The organism is Amycolatopsis sp. NBC_01488 (genome assembly GCF_036227105.1).
GTDB lineage: Bacteria > Actinomycetota > Actinomycetes > Mycobacteriales > Pseudonocardiaceae > Amycolatopsis.
In genome coordinates this window covers 7,562,363-7,578,665 of the sequence record NZ_CP109434.1, presented here as the reverse complement: position 1 = coordinate 7,578,665, position 16,303 = coordinate 7,562,363, and the positions used below count along the sequence as shown (strand labels likewise).

The window sequence follows — 16,303 nt, the reverse complement described above, 5'->3', positions numbered from 1 at the left end:
ACCCGAGGCCTCACCACGGCTCACCACGGGGTACGAGCCGGAGGCCTCGCCGCGGCGACCGGCAGCTGGAGTCTCACCGCGGCCCACGACCGGGTAGGAGCCGGAGGTCTCGCCACGGCCGGCGACGGGGTACGAGCCGGAAGCCTCGCCCCGGCGGGCAGCGGGACGCGAGCCGGTCGACTCGCCCTGAGAGACGAAGTAGCCGGACGGGGTGCTGCGGGAAGCGTCGCCGCGGCCGGCGATCCCGAAGGCGTCCGAGATGGAGCTGCGCTTCGGTGTCCGGCTGGCAACCGGGTACGCGCCGGACGTCTCGCCGCGCCCTTCGGCGCGGGGCGAGCCGACGGCCTCGTCGGGGGGCGAGCGGCGTCCGCTCCGCGCCCCGGCACGGTCCTGAGGGTGCGGCACGGGCTCGTCGTCCCGGGCGTGTCGCCCCATGGTCGTCCTTTCGGCGTCTGCGCATGTCAAGTACGCGCTGCGATGCAATGAAACCGTTATCACCCTAACAGGTGAGTATCGGTGAGAGAATAATCTGACTCACAGTGGCGCGTACTCAGGGTGCTGCGCTGACCAGGCGATGGCAGTGCGCGATCAGGCGAGCACGCACCGGCGCTGCCCGCCGGGCGAAGTCACCCTGGGCCCTGGCGTATTCGGCCCGTCCCGCTGCCGTCTCGATCCGCACCGGCGGGTAGCCCAGCGCGGCCAGGTCGTACGGGCTCGCCCGCATGTCCAGCGTCCGGATCTCGACGGCCAGCTCGAAACTGTCCGCCACCAGCTCCGCGGGCACGAACGGATCGAGCTTGTACGCCCATTTGAACAGGTCCATGTTCGCGTGCAGGCACCCCGGCTGCTCGAGTGCGACCTGCGTCTCCCGCGACGGCGTCAGCTCGTTGCGCGGCCGGGCGTCCGCGGTGAAGAACCGGAACGCGTCGAAGTGCCCGCACCGGATGTCCAGCGACTCGACGACGGCGTCCGTGCCCGCCGACCCGAGCCGCAGCGGGACCTGGTCGTGCCGCACGGAGCCGGCGGGCTCGCGGTAGACCATCGCCCACTCGTGCAGTCCGAAGCAGCTCAACCGCGGCGCGCGCGACGCCGTCGCCTTCAGCAGGCCGAGGACGAACTCGGCCGTCCGCGCCTTGCCCGCGGTGAAGCCCGCCGGGTCGAGGACGACGCCGTCCGGGGTGTCGACGTACCCCTTCCGGTCGAGGAAGCGCCGCGCCGCGGGCCCGGCGAGCGCGACGCCGGGCCCCGGCTGCCACCGCTCCAGGTGCGACGGCCGGTACGAGTAGTACGTGAACAGGAAGTCCAGCACCGGGTGCTTCTCGCCGCGCGATCGCCGCTCCTGGTGCGGGACGGTCCACCGCCGCATCCGCTCGGCGTGCGCCGCCTCCCGGGCCAGCCAGTCCGGTTCGGCGAGCACCTCGACGCCGGTCATGCGCCGACGTGGGTTCCGTCGCGCACGGTGCCCACGTACTCCTCGACGAGGTCCTCCAGCGCGACGACGCCGACGGCGTTGCCGCCCGGGTCGAGCGCCCGCGCCAGGTGGCTGCCTTCCTTGCGCATGGCCGAAAGCGCGACGTCGAGCCGGGCGTCGGCACGCAGCTCGGTCAGCGCCCGCGTCTTCGCCGACGGCACGATCGTCGCCGGGTCCTGGCCCGCCAGGTCGAGGATGTCCTTGACGTGGATGTAGCCGGTCAGCCGCCCGTCGTCGGTGCACACCGGGAACCGCGAGAAGCCGGTCGACGAGACTGCCCGCTCGACGTCGCCGACGGTCGGCCCGCACGGCAGCGTGGTCAGCTCGGCCGTCGGCACCAGCACGTCGGCCACCGTCTTCTGGACCGACGACAGCGTCTGGGCGAGCCGCTGGTGCTCGGACTGGTCGAGCAGGCCCTCCCGGCGGGACTCGCTGAGCAGCTCGGCCAGCTCGTCGGACGTGTAGGCCGTCTCCAGCTCGTCCTTCGGCTCGACCTTCACCGCGCGCAGCAGCGAGTTGGCGACGAAGTTCAGCAGCCAGATGAACGGGTTGGCGATCTTCACCCACCCGACGTGCACCGGCACCAGCCACAGCGCGAGCCGCTCGGGCTCGGCGATGGCGAGGTTCTTCGGCACCATCTCGCCGATCAGCACGTGCAGCACGGTGATGAACGCCAGCGCGATCGCGAACGAGATCGGGTGCAGCAGCGCCTCGGGCAGGCCCAGCAGGTCGAAGAACGCCGAGAGCCGGTGCGCGACCGCGGGCTCCCCGAGGCGGCCGAGCAGCAGCGAGCAGATGGTGATGCCCAGCTGGGCGCCGGCGAGCATCAGCGACACGTGCTTGCTCGCGTTGATGACGATCTTCGCGCGCGTCTTGCCCTGCTCCAGCAACGCTTCCAGCCGGTCCCGCCGCGAGGAGATCAGCGTGAACTCCGCGCCGACGAAGAAGGCGTTGAGCAGCAGCAGGAGCACGACGAGGGCGATGTTCAGCCAGTCGTTCACGACGTCACCTCGGCTACGGCGGGTGCCGGGGATTCTTCGGCCGCCCGGACCGGGGCGACCTCGACCTCGGCGATCCGGCGCTTGTCCATCGTGGTGACGGTGAGCCGCCAGTCGTCGACCTCGGCGGCGTCACCCTCGGCGGGGATCTTGCCCAGCCGCTCGAGGATCAGCCCGGCGATGGTCTCGTAGTCGCCGTCCGGCATCCGGAACCCGGTGACGTCGGTGACCTCGTCGGCGCGCAGCTGCCCGGAGACGAGCCAGCTGTCCGTGCCGACCTGCTGCGACGCCGGGCCTTCGTGGTCGTCGTGCTCGTCGCGGACGTCGCCGATGATCTCCTCGACGACGTCCTCGAGGGTCACCAGCCCGGCCGTGCCGCCGTACTCGTCGACGACGATGGCGAGCTGGAAGCGCGAGTCGCGCAGGCGGTTGAGCAGGTCGTCGCCGGGCAGGGACTCGGGCACGGTCGGCACCGGCCGCATGACGGAGCCGATCGGCACGGTGGCGCGCTCGGCCGCGGGTACGGCGAAGGCCTGCTTGACGTGCACGGCGCCGCGGACGTCGTCGAGGTCCTCGGCGTGCACCGGGAACCGCGAGAACCCGGTGCGGCGCGAGATGTCGATGAGGTCCTCGATCGTGTCGTCGACCGCGAGCGATTCGAGCTGCACGCGCGGGGTCATCAGCTCCTCGGCGGTGCGCTCGCCGAACCGCAGCGAGCGGTCCAGCAGTTCGGCGGTCGACGTGTCGAGCGTGCCGCTTTCGGCGCTGGACCGCACGATCGAGCCGAGTTCCTGAGGCGAGCGCGCGGACCGCAGCTCCTCCTGCGGCTCGACGCCGAACTTGCGCACGAGGAAGTTCGCGCTGTTGTTCATCAGCGTGATGAGCCACCGGAACAGCGCCGAGAACCGCGAGTGGTAGCCCGTGACGGCGCGCGCGGTCGAAAGGGGCCGCGCGATGGCGAGGTTCTTCGGCACCATCTCGCCGAGGATCATCGACAGCGAGGTGGCGATGACCAGGGCGAGCACGATCGACGCGCCGGTGGCGAACGCCGCGGGCAGCCCGACGCCGGTCAGCACCGGCCGGACGAGCTCGCCGATGAGCGGCTCGGCCAGGTACCCGGTGATCAGCGTGGTCAGCGTGATCGCGACCTGGGCACCGGACAACTGGAACGACAGCGTCCGGTGGGCCTTCTGCACGGTCAGGGAGCGCCGATCACCGACTTGGCGGACGTCGGCGTCGACGGTGCTGCGCTCGAGAGCGGTGAGCGAGAACTCGGCGGCGACGGCCAGGCCGGTGCCGACGGTCAGCAGCACGAAGAGGAGGACGCCGAGCACGGCGAAGAGGATGTGGATCATTCCGCACCCGCCCGGTCGGCGGGGGATGAACCTATCGGACAGCCGGGTCGGTCACCCGGCCCGGTACTGTCACCGGGTGACTGCGCTGCGCGCACGAAACGGTCACTCCTAGCAGTGAATCGGCGTGTACTGCGACTATGCGGACAATCTTAACGTGTCCCGGACGCGGCTCGCGGGGATATCGGTGTGTCGGCGCGCTCACCTCGGCCCGCTCACCTTGGCGGGTGATTCAGCGCGGTTCGCGTCCCAGCAGGGGCCACGAGCCGGGTGGCCGGCCCCGCGCCCGGTGGACCGGGACCCGCGGGCCATTCGACCACGCCGGATCAGGCGGTGCCCGGCCGGTGCCGCCGCACCGTCTCCTCGACGAGGTCGAGCACCGGCCCGAGGCCGGCCGCGGGCAGGCCCATCGCGAGGTGCGAAACCAGCCCTTCGAGGACGAGTTCGAGGAACGCGGTCAGGACGTCGACGTCGACGTCGTCGCGCAGGATCCCGGCCTCGCGCTGGCGCAGCAGCCGCAGGCGGGTGGCGGTGGTCAGCTGCTCGGAGCGCTCGGCCCAGCGGGCGCGGAACTCGGGGTCGGTGCGCAGCCGGCGGGACACCTCGAGGCGGGTGCCGAGCCAGTCGGCCGGGTGGTCGCCGCCGGCCAGCAGGTCGCGCATGACCTGCACCAGGCCCTGCTCGGCGACGACGTCGGCCATCCGGACGGCGTCGTCTTCGGCCAGGGCGAGGAAGAGCGACTCCTTGTCGCGGAAGTGGTGGAAGATCGCGCCGCGGGACAGCCCGGTGGCTTCCTCCAGGCGCCGGACTGTGGCACCTTCATAGCCGTAGCGCGCGAAGCACACGCGGGAGCCGTCGAGGATCTGGCGCCGGCGTGCGTCGAGGTGATCCTGGCTTACGCGTGGCATCCTGAAATCCTGGCACCGCGGACCGGGATCTCGCAATCCGTACGTACGTACTGTGACCCGGAGTGCCCGGGAACCGAACCCGAGGCCCCATCGTCGGAACGTTGCGGCGATTCGCTGACACGACGTGAGACAGTTGGCTAATCTTTGCACCGTCACGGTGGGTGAACCGAGGGGAAGGTGCGGCTCGTGATCATCGGCGAAGCCGGGCAGGCGGCTCAAGCGCTGTGGGGCGACGTCCTGAGCACCGGCAGCCGCGTGTACGGCGGCGGGGGCAAGGGTGGCCAGTTCACCATGGACCCCCAGGAGCTGTCGGCGGTGATCGGCCAGTGGGAGGACCTGCTGGACAAGATCGTCGAAGACGGGCAGAAGATCCACAGTCTCGTCGCCGTTTTCGACGTCGCGCCGGGCAAGGACCCGGCCAGCGGCAGCTTCGCCTCGACCACCGGCGACTCCATCGCCTCGCTGCTGAAGCAGAACGACTCGATGCGCAAGTACGCGCAGGAGTACATCAAGAAGCTGAAGGAAGCGCAGTCGAAGACGGTGGTCACCGACCAGGACCTGTCCGGCACCTTCAAGGCTTAGGCGGAACGGATCCCGTGCGAAGCAAACTCATCGTCCTCGCCGTCTTCGTCGCGGTCCCGGCCGCGCTCCTGGCCGGCTGCACGTCGACGACCGGTGGCGCGGCCTCGCCGGCGCCGAGCGCTTCGGCGGCTGCGGGCACTTCGTCGGCCGACCCGGACGTGCCCAAGGTCGCGCACCCGCTCGACGCGGGCAAGTACGCCACCGATCCCTGCGGACTGGTGCCGAAGGACCTGCTCGCGACCCTGCGCTACACCGACGCGGGCGAGCCCCACCAGGCGGGCGACACCCCGTTGACGAAGGCCGGCCCGTCCTGCGCCTGGAAGATCCAGGGCGAGGGCATCGGGGCCCAGGTCATCCTGGGCACCGGCAACCGGGACAACGGCGCCGGCGGTCTCGCCGGCCAGTACGCGGCGTACCGCTCGGGCAAGGTCGTCCGGTTCCTCGAGCGGGCCCCGGACGTCGAAGGGTATCCGGCGATCTACTTCGACGCCGCCGACGAACGTTCGATGGGCACCTGCACCATGGCCGTCGGGATCGCCGACGATCTCTCGTTCAGCGTCCAGGCCCAGGGCTACCAGGGGCAGGACGATTCCTGCGGTACGGCCACGCAGTTGTCGGCCGCGGTGATCAAGACACTCCAGGGGGCATGACGAGTGGACGGAAAGCAGATCTTCGACAACTTCACCGGGGGCGACACGAACGGGTTGCGCGCGACGGCCGAAACGGTCGCCAGCCTGTCGAACTCCTACCTGGAGCGCGGTTCGAGCATCAAGGCCCTGCAGGCGCGCATGGTGAACTCCTGGACCGGTGACGCCGCCGACGCCGCGAACTCCGGGGCCGGCCCGCTCGAAATGGCCTTCGCCGAAACGGCCGAGCCGCTGGACGTGACCAAGGCGTCGGTCGACACGCAGGCCGACCTCTTCGACAGCTCGAGCCGATCCGTCGTGGTCGTCCCGCCGAAGCCGGACAAGCCGAACCCCTGGACCACCGGGCTGAAGGCCGCCATCCCGATCGCCGGGCCCTTCATGGCTCAGGACGACATCGACAACTACCAACAGGGCATGGCGAAGTACAACGCGGCGAACGAGACGAACGTCCGCGTCATGGACCAGTACAGCAGCGCCACGGAGGGCACCCGCGCCGTGCTCCCGACCGATTACGGCGTCCTCGAGTCCGACGGTGCCGCCATCTCTGTGAGCACCCCGTCGGGCCCGGGCCGGGTCGGACCGACCGATCAGGGCAAGTGGCTCTCGGGGGGCCCCGGGGGAAATCCCGGGAGCGACGACCACACCTCGACCACCGGCTTCGACCCCGGCCACACCGGCGGACCCGACAAGCCCGGCGGCACCGGGGGAACCGGCGGGACCAGTGGCACGGGCGGGCCTGGCGGCACGGGAGGAACCGGCAGCACGGGCGGCACCGGCGACGACTCCACCCACACCACCGGCTCCGGCCGCCCGTCCGTGCCCACCGTGCCGACCCGGCCGGGTCAGTCGACCGACCGGCCTGGCAAGACGCCGCCCAACGTCGACCCGGTCGACTTCTACCCGACCGGCACCGGCGGCGGGGGTGGCCAGAACTACTCGACCACCTTCGGGAGCGACCCCGAATCGGGCACCGGCGGCCGTGGGCCGAACAGCGGGAACGCCGGGAGCCGGCTGCTCGACTCGAACGGCCGGCCCATCGGGGGCAGCGGCAGCGGGAGCGGGAACGCGGCGGGGGAGCGCGGGCTCGGCAGCGGCCGCGGCTCCGGCATGGGCAGCCTCGGCAACGCGGCCGCCGCGGAGGCCGCCGCCGCTCGGGCGGCCGGCGGGCGGTCCGGGCCGCTGGGGCCGATGGGGCCCGGGGGCCGGCGGGGCGAGGGCGAGGAAGATGATGAACACCAGCGGCCGGACTTCCTGATCGAAGCGGACCCGGACGCGATCTTCGGTACCGACCAGCGGACCAGCCCGCCGGTCATCGGCGAGTAGGCGGGTGGACGTGGCAACAGGCCGGGTGGACGTTCCGGTCGAGGCGCTGGCCGCACTGGCCGAGCGCGAGCAGGTCGGTCAGCTGCACCTCACCCTCCGCCCGGAGCCGCTGTGGCTCTCGGACGAGGAGCGCGAGGAGGCGGCCAAGCGGGTCGACGCAGCGCTGAACGAGGCCGGGCTGGTCGACGCGCGCGGCCGGGCCACCGTCGACTTCCTCGACTGGCTCCCGCTGCTGGTGAACCCGGCGCGGGAGTGCTACGGCTGGGTCGGCGTCGACGGCCGGACCTACGGCGTCCTCGCCGCCGCGAAAGGCCTCCAAGCGATCCTCGCGGTCTCCGACGGGACGCAGGTCGGCGTCCAGGAGATCGACCGGAACCGGCTCGCCGAGTCGCTCGTCGAGCAGCTGCCGCCGGTGGGGGCGGGCGGCGGTCACCCGCGCACCGTCCGGGTGGCCGACCTGACCGATGCCGCGCGCCGCGGCCAGGACGCCTATCCGCTCGACCCGGCGGTCGCCGACGTCGTGAGCCTGGTCCAGCGGCCGGTCTCGGGCAGCGGGGAGCTCTACGTCGGACGGCGGGACGACGTCGGGCGCCACACCTGCCTGCAGCAGCCGCTGCACTACGCCGACACGGACTGGGGCCGCTACCTCAGCTACACCTCCGGCGCGGGCGACGACGCCGTGATCCACATCGGCCCGGCGGGCCCGCGCGAACTGGCCGACACGCTCATGGAGCTGGCCGGCGCTCTCGTCTGAGCCGGAAAAGGCCGCGCGAAGCGGCGCCGTCGGGGCTAATGTGACAGCGCTGTTGTATTCCGGTGGAAGGACGCGCTGATGCTGTACCCCGAGATCGAACCGTACGAGCACGACCTGCTCGACGTCGGCGACGGGCACGAGATCTACTGGGAAACCTGCGGGAACCCGGACGGCAAGCCGGCACTGGTCGTCCACGGCGGCCCGGGCTCGGGCTGCTCGACGAACCTCCGCCGCTACTTCGATCCGGCGAGGTACCGCGTCGTCCTCGTCGACCAGCGCGGCTGCGGGCGCAGCACGCCGCACGCCGGTGCTCCGGTCGCCGACCTGTCCGCCAACACGACCGACCACCTCGTCGCCGACTTCGAACTGCTCCGCACGCGGCTCGGCATCGGGAAGTGGCTGCTGTTCGGTGGTTCCTGGGGCTCGGTGCTCAGCCTGACGTACGCGCTGCGGCACACCGAGCGGGTCAGCGAGCTGGTACTCATGGGACTGGCGACCGACCGCTTCATCGAGATCGAAATGCTCATCCGTGGCCTGGGAGCGTACTTCCCGGAGGCCTTCGAGAAGTTCCGCCAGGGCGTACCGGAGAGCGAGCGGGACGGCGACCTGTCCGCCGCCTACCACCGGCTGCTGATGGATCCCGACCCGGCCGTCCACCGCAAGGCGGCCGACGACTGGTGCGCCTGGGAGGACGCGATGCTCCCGGGCGTGCCGCCGCACGACGTCTTCGCGGATCCGGTCTACCGGCTCTGCTTCGCCCGGCTGGTCACGCACTACTTCAGCAACCGGGCGTTCCGGCCCGACGGCGAAATCCTGCGGAACCTCGGCAAGCTCGCCGGCATCCCCGCGGTGCTGGCGCAGGGCGTGCTCGACACGAGCAACATCGTCGGCACGCCCTGGCTGATGCACCACGCTTGGCCGGGCAGTGAGCTGGTGATGCTGGAGAACATCGGGCATTCGACGCAGGACGCCCCGATGCAGGACGTGCTCGTCGGCGCGACCGACCGCTTCGCGCGGTGAAGGAACCGCGCGGTGCCCCACCCGGGCGCCGCGCGGCCCCGGCTCACGGGATGAGCAGCGCCGGCTCACCCTCCGGCGCGAGCGCCGCCTCGGCGCGCTGCGCCCGGGTGGTCTCGGCCAGCTTCAGCCCGGTCAGGCGCAGCGGCAGCCGGTCCATGGTCCACTCGGTCAGCAGGAGCGCGACCTTGGCCTGCATCTCCGTGCGCAGCCGCAGGAACGAGTCGGCCGGGTCCGCGCCGACCTCGCCCAGCAGCAGCCACCACGCCCACGCCGCCGCGCCCGCGTTGGCGACGAAGTCCGGCACCACCGCGACACCGCGGGCCGACAGCGCCGCTTCCGCCTCCGGCGTCGTCGCCGCGTTGGCCGCCTCGACGACCACGGACGCCTTGACGAGGTTCTCGTTGTCCGGCCGCAGCGCGTACGAGATCGCGGCCGGCACGAAGACGTCCGCGTCGATGCCGACGACCGCCTCGCGGGGCAGCGACCGCACGCCGTCGGGCAGCCGCGACCGGTCGACCTCGCCGAAGCGGTCACGCAGCTCCAGCAGCGCCGGGACGTCGAGGCCCGCCGGGTCGTGGAGCGTGCCCGCGGCGTCGGCCACCGCGACGACCTTCATCCCCGCCTCGTGCAGGTACCAGGCCGCGCCGCCGCCCATCGTGCCGATGCCCTGGATCGCCACGGTCGTCTCGCGCACGTCCCAGTTCCACGCCGCCGCGACGCCGAGGCACGCCTGCGCCACGCCGTAGCCGCCGACGACGTCGCCGAGCAGCAACCCGCCGGGCACCGGCGCGTTGAGGCCCGCCTGCACGCGCCGCAGGGTGCGCGCCGGGTCGGCCGAACGGCGGATCGCCGCGTGGTACGACTGCTCCAGCCCGAGCTCGGCGAACACCTCGTCGATCAGGTGCTGGGGCACGCCCAGGTCTTCCGCGGTCACCCAGTGCGCGTCCAGCCACGGCCGCAGGAACGCGCAGAACCGCTTCAGCACGCCGAAGGCCCGCGGGTCCTTCGGGTCGAAGTCGATGCCGCCCTTCGCCCCGCCGACCGGCAGGTTGAAGGTCGCGGTCTTGGTGGCCATGCCCCGGGCGAGGTCCTCGACCTCGCTCATCGTGCAGCCCGCTCGCATCCGGGTGCCGCCGGTGGCGACGCCGGAGACCAGGCTGTGCACGACCAGGTAGCCGTTCGCGCCGGTGATGGGATCGGTCCACGTCAGCCGCATCAGCGGCTCGGCGTTGCGCGGGGTCATCGGGGCCACTCACCTCCAGGAAGTCCGGGGCGGCCTCGTGCCGCCTCCCGAGCGTGCGCCCCGGACGGCGGCCGCGTCCATTTAACGAACCTGCACGATCTCGTTTAGGTTTGGTGTATGGAGCTTTCGTTGCACCGCTTGCGGATGCTTCGCGAGCTGCACCGCCGGGGCACCGTGACCGCGGCCGCCGCATCGCTGCACTACACCGCGTCCGCGGTCTCGCAGCAGCTCGCGCAGCTCGAACGCGACGTCGGCGCGAAGCTGTTCGAACGGCTCGGCCGGCGCGTCCAGCTGACCGAGCTGGGCAACCTGCTGACCGAGCACGCGGAGGAGATCCTCGGTTCGGTGGAGCGCGCGACGCTCGCCCTGGAGGAGGCCCAGGAGTCCCGCACGGTCCGGCTGGTCGCCGGCGTGTGGGCGTCGGTCGCGTCCGGGCTGCTGCCGACGGCGCTGACCGCGCTGGCGGGCGAGCACCCCGGCATCGAGGTGCGCACCCGCGAGCTGGCGCCGGAGGACACCGCCGAGGCGGTCCGCGACGGCACGCTCGACCTGTCGTTCGTGATCGACTACTCCGACGCGCCGACGTCGTGGGACGCCGGGCTGGAACGCGCCGTCGTGGCCGTCGAACGGCTGCACGCCGCGGTGCCGCGGGGCGCGGTTCCGGCCGGGTCGGCCTCCCTGGACGAGCTCGCCGAGCACCCGTGGATCCTGGCCAGCCCGAAGTCGCACTTCGGCCGGGCGATGCGCACGGCCTGCCGGCGCCACGGCTTCGCCCCGAAGATCAACCACGAGGTCGAAGAGCAGTCCACGGCGATGGCGATGGTGGGCGCCGGGCTCGGCGTCACCCTGGTCTCGGACCTGGGCCTGCGGCTGCTGCGGCCGCCCGGCATCGACGTCGTCGCGCTCACCACGCCGCTGCTGCGGACGGTGTCGATCGCCTACCGGCGCACCGCGTTCCGGCGGCCGGCGTTGCACCTGGTGATCGAGGCCGTGCGGGCGTCGGCGGCCGAGCTGGGCCTGGGCACCGAGTCCGCTTTGCCCTGATCCGGGACTTCTTACGGAGTGGTGAACCGCTCCCGCAGCGCAAGATCCGGCCTGATTTTGTCGTACCCCGCGTGTAGCGTCCGAAGTCAAGAAGTTCCATCACGCGGAACAGGAACGGACATGACTGAGGCGTCCACGATGCACGATTTTCCCGAGAAGTCGGGGAGTGCGTCGAACCGCACCGCGCGGGTCCTGGCGGACCGCGCGGCCGGGGAGGCGTACGTCGCTTCGGTGTGTTTCAAGCACGGACCACCGCGCCTGACCGGCGTCGAGCTGGAGTTCACCGTGCACCACGCCGACGACCCGGCAAGACCCCTCGATCCCGATCTCCTCGCCACGGCGCTGGGTCCGCACACCCCGCGGACGCTCCGCCCCGACAGCCCCGCCTCGCCCCTCCCGGCCGGCTCCCCGGTGAGCCTCGAACCCGGGTGCCAGGTCGAGATCTCCGCTCTTCCCCAGGCCTCCCTGCGCGACCTCGCCGCAGTGGTCACGGCCGACCTCCACCACCTGCGTGACCGCCTCGCCCGGCACGGCCTCGTGCTGGGCGAAACGGGCATCGACGCCCACCGGCCGCCCCGCCGGGTCCTGCACACGCCGCGCTACGCGGCGATGGAACGCCGGTTCGCGCCGATCGGCCCGGGTGGCCTCACGATGATGTGCAGCACCGCGGGCCTGCAGGTGTGCGTCGACGCGGGGGAGTCCGAGCACTACGCGGCCCGGTGGGCGGCGGCCCACGCGATGGGCCCGCCGCTGCTCGCCCTCTTCGCCACCTCCCGGGTCCACGCGGGACGGGACACGGGACACGCCTCCGCGCGCTGGCTCGCGGTGCACGACACGGAGGCGGTCCGCACCCGCACGGCCCGCGTGGCGGGCGACCCGGCAGCGGAGTGGGCCGGGCGCCTGATGGACGTCCCCCTGATGGTGCTGCCCCGCGGCGACCGGCCGTGGGACGCGCCGGAGGGGCTGACGTTCGCCGACTGGATCGACGGCAGGGGCGCGGCCGCCCTGCTGCCGAGACCGACGGCGGCGGACCTCGACTACCACCTCACCACGATGTTCACCCCGGTCCGCCCGCAGGGGTACCTGGAGATCCGGTACCTCGACGCGCAGCCGCCCGGCGCGTGGCTGCCACCGGTGGCCCTGGTCGCCGCGCTGCTCGTTCGTCAGTCCACTGTGGACAAGGTGCGCGAGATCTGCGCGCCGGTCGCCGACCGGTGGACCACGGCGGCGCGGCGCGGCCTGGCGGACCGGGACCTGGCGGCCGTCGCGGCGGCGCTGGCCGACCTCGGGTGCGCCGAGCTGGGCGCGACCGGGCTGGCGGCGGAGTCGATCACCGAGATCAGCGAGAGCGTGCAGGGGCGCGTGTACCGATCGAGGAGCGAAGCATGAGCACGGAAGCACTGGGTGACCTGAGCGCGCAGGACCTGCGTGCCCGGGCCGCCGAAGCACTGACGAGGGCCCGGGCGCGCAGCGTGGCGCTGACCGACGCGGTCGACGACGAGGACCTGGTCCGCCAGCACTCCCCGCTGATGTCGCCGCTGGTCTGGGACCTGGCGCACATCGGCGTCCAGGAGGAGCTGTGGCTGGTCCGCGACGTCGGCGGCCGGGAACCGCTGCGCCCGGACATCGACGACATCTACGACGCCTTCCAGCACGCCCGCGCCGACCGGCCCGAGCTGCCGCTGCTCGGCCCGGCCGAGGCGCGCGCCTACGTCAAGCAGGTCCGCGAAAAGGCGTTCGACGTGCTGGAGCACGCCCCGATGGCGGGGCGACGGCTGACCGAGCAGGCGTTCGCGTTCGGCATGATCACCCAGCACGAGCAGCAGCACGACGAGACCATGCTGGCCACCCACCAGCTGCGCAAGGGCGATCCGGTGCTGCACGCGCCGGAACCGCCGCCCGCGCGGTCGGGCCCGCTGCCCGCCGAGGCGCTGGTCCCGGGCGGCGCGTTCACGATGGGCACTTCGGCCGAGCCGTGGGCGCTGGACAACGAGCGCCCGGCGCACGAGATCGCGGTCGAGGCGTTCTGGATGGACACGACCCCGGTGACGTGCGGGGCCTACGCCGAGTTCCTGGACGGCGGCGGCTACGACGACGAACGGTGGTGGAGCCCGGGCGGCTGGGCGTACCTGCGTGAGCACGGCATCACCGCGCCGCGCTTCTGGAAGCGGGAGCAGGACGGCTGGTGGCGCACCCGGTTCGGCGTCCACGAGCGCGTCACGGCCGACGAGCCGGTCGTGCACGTCTCCTACTTCGAGGCCGAGGCGTACGCCGCCTGGGCCGGGCGGCGGCTGCCGACCGAGGCCGAGTGGGAGAAGGCGGCGCGCTTCGACCCGGCGACCGGCCGCTCGCGCCGGTTCCCGTGGGGTGACGAGGAACCGTCGGCCGAGCACGCCAACCTCGGCCAGCGGCACCTGCGCCCGGCGCCCGCGGGGGCGTACCCGGCCGGCGCGTCGCCGACCGGCGTGCACCAGCTGATCGGCGACGTCTGGGAGTGGACGAGCACGGACTTCCACGGCTACCCGGGCTTCGCGCCGTTCCCGTACCGGGAGTACTCGGAGGTGTTCTTCGGGCCGGAGTACAAGGTGCTGCGCGGTGGCTCGTTCGGCACCGACTCGGCGGCGATCCGGGGCACGTTCCGCAACTGGGACTACCCGATCCGGCGGCAGATCTTCGCCGGCTTCCGCACGGCCCGTGACGCGGCACCCGGCGAGGTGGGCTAGGCGCCATGTGCAGGCACATCGCCTACCTCGGCGAGCCGATTTCGCCCGCCGAGGCGGTTTTCCGCGCGCCGCACGCGCTGCTGGTGCAGTCGTACGCACCGGCCGACATGCGGGGCGGCGGCTCGGTGAACGCCGACGGGTTCGGGCTGGGGTGGTACCCCGGCCCGGGCTCGCCGCCCCTCAGGCACCGCCGGTCCACTCCACTGTGGACGGACGAGACGCTGCCGCCGCTGGCCGCGTCGGTGACCTCGGGCGCGTTCGTCGCCGCGGTCCGCAACGGCACCACCGGCATGCCGGTGACCGAGGCGGCCGCGGCGCCGTTCACCGCCGGGCCCTGGCTGTTCAGCCACAACGGCGTCGTCCGCGGCTGGCCGGACTCGCTGGCCGAACTGGCCAAGACCCTGCCCGTCACCGAGCTTCTGACCCTGGAGGCGCCGACGGACTCGGCGGTGCTGTGGGCTCTGCTGCGGGCCCGGCTGGCGGCGGGGGAGGACCCGCTGACGGCGGTGGCCGGGCTGACCACCGCCGTCGAGGCGGCCGCGCCCGGCTCCCGGCTCAACTTCCTGCTCACCGACGGCGCGACGCTGATCGGCACCGCTTGGACGCACGCGCTGTCCCTGCTGGAAACCCCGGCGGGCGTGCTGCTGGCCTCCGAACCCCTCGACGGAGATCCGCGCTGGAAACCCGTCCCCGACCACCACGCCGTGCGCGCCACCGCGGCCGGCGTCGACCTGCTTCCCCTGACCCAGGAGCGTTCATGACCGAGATCGATCTCGACCACCACCGGTCCGGCGACGCCGTCACCGCGGAACTGCGCGAGGACGTCGTCGCCGGGCTCACCGCCGAGCGGAAGTGGCTGCCCCCCAAGTGGTTCTACGACGCCGAGGGCAGCGAGCTGTTCGAGAAGATCACCCAGCTGCCGGAGTACTACCCGACCCGCAGCGAGCGCGAGGTGCTGGCCGCGCACGCCGCCGACGTCGCGGAGCTGTCCGGCGCGCACACGCTCGTCGAGCTGGGCTCGGGGTCGTCCGAGAAGACCCGGCTGCTGCTCGACGCGCTCACCGCGCACGGCACGTTGGAGGCGTTCGTGCCGCTCGACGTGTCCGAGTCCGCGCTCGCCGAGGCCGCCGAAGCCATCTCCGCGGACTATCCCGGGCTGACCGTCCGCGGGGTCGTCGGCGACTTCACCCAGCACCTCGACCTGCTGCCCGGCGGCCAGCCGCGGGTGGTGGCCTTCCTCGGCGGCACGATCGGCAACTTCCTGCCCGCTGAGCGGGCGGCTTTCCTGCGGTCGGTGCGGGAGGTGCTCGACGAAGGGGAGTGGCTGCTGCTCGGCACGGACCTGGTCAAGGACCCGGGCATCCTCGAGCGCGCCTACGACGACGCGGCCGGCGTCACCGGCGAGTTCAACAAGAACGTGCTGCGGGTGATCAACACCCGCCTCGGCGCGAACTTCGACGTCGACGAATTCGAGCACGTGTCCCACTGGGACGCGGAGAACGAGTGGATCGAGATGCGGCTGCGGGCCCGCCGCGCACTGTCGGTCGACATCCCCGGCGCGGACCTGACGGTGGCCTTCGCCGAGGGCGAGCACGTCCGCACGGAGATCTCGGCCAAGTTCCGGCCCGCCGGCGTCGAGGCCGAGCTGGCCGCGGCCGGGTTCGACCTGGCGCGCTGGTGGACCGACTCCCAGCAGCGGTTCGGGGTGAGCCTGGCAAGATCGGTGCGTGGCTAATCCTCTCCGGGCGCTCGCCCGGCTCGTCGGCACGAAGCCGTGGCTGATGCGCTCGGCTCGTGCCGTCGTGTGGGCGGACAAGAAACTGCACCGGGCGTTCGGCGGCCGGGTGAGCCTCGTGGCGCTCGCCGGGCTGCCGTCGCTGCGCCTCACGACGACCGGCCGCAAGAGCGGGCTGCCCCGCAGTACCAACCTGCTCTACTTCCCGCACGGCGACGAGCTGGTGCTGACGGCGTCGAACTGGGGCCGCCCGAACGACCCGGCCTGGGCGCTGAACCTCCGGGCGAACTCGAAGTGCCAGGTGGCGCTGGCGGGGAAGCCGTCCGACACCCTCGCGCGGGAGCTGCACGGCGACGAGTACGCCGCGATGTGGCGCGAGCTGCTGGAGTTCTGGCCGGGGTACGCGATGGAGCAGCGGGAGGCCGGCCGCCCGCTGCCGGTCTTCCTGCTCACGCGCCTGGCGCGATAGGTGCCCACCATCCTTTTGGACGGTGACGGGATTC

16 protein-coding genes are annotated in these 16,303 nt (G+C 72.5%); 11 read left to right on the top strand and 5 right to left on the bottom strand.

Annotated features, from left to right (window positions below; translation table 11 throughout):
* Positions 1–550: 550 nt before the first annotated feature.
* From OG738_RS35695 to OG738_RS35680, 4 genes are all read right to left on the bottom strand, one after another.
* Positions 551–1,432 carry a 3-methyladenine DNA glycosylase gene (locus tag OG738_RS35695; protein WP_329047567.1) on the bottom strand — a complete coding sequence of 294 codons (882 nt, stop codon included), beginning with the start codon at positions 1,430–1,432 and terminating at the stop codon, positions 551–553.
* The gene (locus OG738_RS35690; RefSeq protein ID WP_329047565.1) at positions 1,429–2,472 is read right to left on the bottom strand and encodes a hemolysin family protein; all 1,044 of its coding nucleotides are present in this window, start codon (positions 2,470–2,472) and stop codon (positions 1,429–1,431) included. Before OG738_RS35690 ends, OG738_RS35695 begins: the two co-directional genes overlap by 4 nt.
* The gene (locus OG738_RS35685; RefSeq protein WP_329047564.1) at positions 2,469–3,824 is read right to left on the bottom strand and encodes a hemolysin family protein; all 1,356 of its coding nucleotides are present in this window, start codon (positions 3,822–3,824) and stop codon (positions 2,469–2,471) included. The genes OG738_RS35690 and OG738_RS35685 overlap by 4 nt, the downstream gene beginning before the upstream one ends.
* A 323-nt stretch (positions 3,825–4,147) precedes the next feature.
* Complete coding sequence (locus tag OG738_RS35680) at positions 4,148–4,729, bottom strand: TetR/AcrR family transcriptional regulator (protein WP_329047563.1); 582 nt, start codon at positions 4,727–4,729, stop codon at positions 4,148–4,150.
* 186 nt (positions 4,730–4,915) lie between these two features.
* Between OG738_RS35680 and OG738_RS35675 the strand changes: the two genes are divergently transcribed.
* The 5 genes from OG738_RS35675 to pip all read left to right on the top strand — a co-directional run bounded on the left by OG738_RS35675 (position 4,916) and on the right by pip (position 9,055).
* The gene (locus tag OG738_RS35675) at positions 4,916–5,311 is read left to right on the top strand and encodes a hypothetical protein (RefSeq protein ID WP_329047561.1); all 396 of its coding nucleotides are present in this window, start codon (positions 4,916–4,918) and stop codon (positions 5,309–5,311) included.
* A gap of 14 nt (positions 5,312–5,325) precedes the next feature.
* Positions 5,326–5,961: a DUF3558 domain-containing protein gene (locus OG738_RS35670; protein WP_329047560.1), complete on the top strand. Its 636-nt coding sequence runs from the start codon at positions 5,326–5,328 to the stop codon at positions 5,959–5,961.
* Positions 5,962–5,964: 3 nt separating this feature from the next.
* Positions 5,965–7,281: a hypothetical protein gene (locus tag OG738_RS35665; RefSeq protein ID WP_329047559.1), complete on the top strand. Its 1,317-nt coding sequence runs from the start codon at positions 5,965–5,967 to the stop codon at positions 7,279–7,281.
* A 25-nt stretch (positions 7,282–7,306) separates the two neighbouring features.
* Positions 7,307–8,035, top strand: coding sequence for an ESX secretion-associated protein EspG (locus tag OG738_RS35660; protein WP_329056942.1), 729 nt, complete (start codon positions 7,307–7,309; stop codon positions 8,033–8,035).
* Between the two features lie 78 nt (positions 8,036–8,113).
* Positions 8,114–9,055 (top strand): prolyl aminopeptidase, encoded by a 942-nt coding sequence (gene pip / locus OG738_RS35655; protein WP_329047558.1) that lies wholly within the window; start codon positions 8,114–8,116, stop codon positions 9,053–9,055.
* Between the two features lie 43 nt (positions 9,056–9,098).
* Here the strand turns inward: pip and OG738_RS35650 are convergent, their stop codons facing one another.
* Positions 9,099–10,298, bottom strand: a complete 1,200-nt coding sequence (locus OG738_RS35650; protein ID WP_329047557.1) for a Glu/Leu/Phe/Val dehydrogenase dimerization domain-containing protein — start codon at positions 10,296–10,298, stop codon at positions 9,099–9,101.
* A 117-nt stretch (positions 10,299–10,415) separates the two neighbouring features.
* On the opposite strand from OG738_RS35650, the gene OG738_RS35645 reads away from it, so the two are divergent.
* The 6 genes from OG738_RS35645 (at position 10,416) to OG738_RS35620 (ending at position 16,269) form a co-directional block, all read left to right on the top strand.
* Complete coding sequence (locus OG738_RS35645) at positions 10,416–11,342, top strand: LysR family transcriptional regulator (RefSeq protein WP_329047556.1); 927 nt, start codon at positions 10,416–10,418, stop codon at positions 11,340–11,342.
* 120 nt (positions 11,343–11,462) lie between these two features.
* A complete protein-coding gene (locus OG738_RS35640) occupies positions 11,463–12,731 on the top strand; it encodes a glutamate-cysteine ligase family protein (protein ID WP_329047555.1) in 1,269 nt (422 codons plus the stop codon).
* Positions 12,728–14,065: an ergothioneine biosynthesis protein EgtB gene (egtB, locus tag OG738_RS35635; protein WP_329047554.1), complete on the top strand. Its 1,338-nt coding sequence runs from the start codon at positions 12,728–12,730 to the stop codon at positions 14,063–14,065. The genes OG738_RS35640 and egtB overlap by 4 nt, the downstream gene beginning before the upstream one ends.
* Before the next feature lie 5 nt (positions 14,066–14,070).
* Entirely contained in the window at positions 14,071–14,826 is a 756-nt protein-coding gene (gene egtC / locus OG738_RS35630; RefSeq protein ID WP_329047553.1) for an ergothioneine biosynthesis protein EgtC, read from the top strand.
* Positions 14,823–15,800, top strand: coding sequence for an L-histidine N(alpha)-methyltransferase (gene egtD, locus OG738_RS35625; protein ID WP_329047552.1), 978 nt, complete (start codon positions 14,823–14,825; stop codon positions 15,798–15,800). The genes egtC and egtD overlap by 4 nt, the downstream gene beginning before the upstream one ends.
* Before the next feature lie 46 nt (positions 15,801–15,846).
* Positions 15,847–16,269, top strand: coding sequence for a nitroreductase family deazaflavin-dependent oxidoreductase (locus OG738_RS35620; RefSeq protein WP_329056940.1), 423 nt, complete (start codon positions 15,847–15,849; stop codon positions 16,267–16,269).
* The last annotated feature ends 34 nt before the right edge of the window (positions 16,270–16,303 follow it).

Excerpts from the sequence above, each read along its gene's own strand:
- OG738_RS35695 (WP_329047567.1), bottom strand. The coding sequence starts at position 1,432 with ATGACCGGCGTCGAGGTGCTCGCCGAACCGGACTGGCTGGCCCGGGAG.
- OG738_RS35685 (WP_329047564.1), bottom strand. The coding sequence starts at position 3,824 with ATGATCCACATCCTCTTCGCCGTGCTCGGCGTCCTCCTCTTCGTGCTG.
- OG738_RS35680 (WP_329047563.1), bottom strand. The coding sequence starts at position 4,729 with ATGCCACGCGTAAGCCAGGATCACCTCGACGCACGCCGGCGCCAGATC.
- pip (WP_329047558.1), top strand. The coding sequence starts at position 8,114 with ATGCTGTACCCCGAGATCGAACCGTACGAGCACGACCTGCTCGACGTC.
- OG738_RS35650 (WP_329047557.1), bottom strand. The coding sequence starts at position 10,298 with ATGACCCCGCGCAACGCCGAGCCGCTGATGCGGCTGACGTGGACCGAT.
- OG738_RS35645 (WP_329047556.1), top strand. The coding sequence starts at position 10,416 with ATGGAGCTTTCGTTGCACCGCTTGCGGATGCTTCGCGAGCTGCACCGC.
- OG738_RS35640 (WP_329047555.1), top strand. The coding sequence starts at position 11,463 with ATGACTGAGGCGTCCACGATGCACGATTTTCCCGAGAAGTCGGGGAGT.
- egtB (WP_329047554.1), top strand. The coding sequence starts at position 12,728 with ATGAGCACGGAAGCACTGGGTGACCTGAGCGCGCAGGACCTGCGTGCC.
- egtC (WP_329047553.1), top strand. The coding sequence starts at position 14,071 with ATGTGCAGGCACATCGCCTACCTCGGCGAGCCGATTTCGCCCGCCGAG.
- egtD (WP_329047552.1), top strand. The coding sequence starts at position 14,823 with ATGACCGAGATCGATCTCGACCACCACCGGTCCGGCGACGCCGTCACC.
- OG738_RS35620 (WP_329056940.1), top strand. The coding sequence starts at position 15,847 with ATGCGCTCGGCTCGTGCCGTCGTGTGGGCGGACAAGAAACTGCACCGG.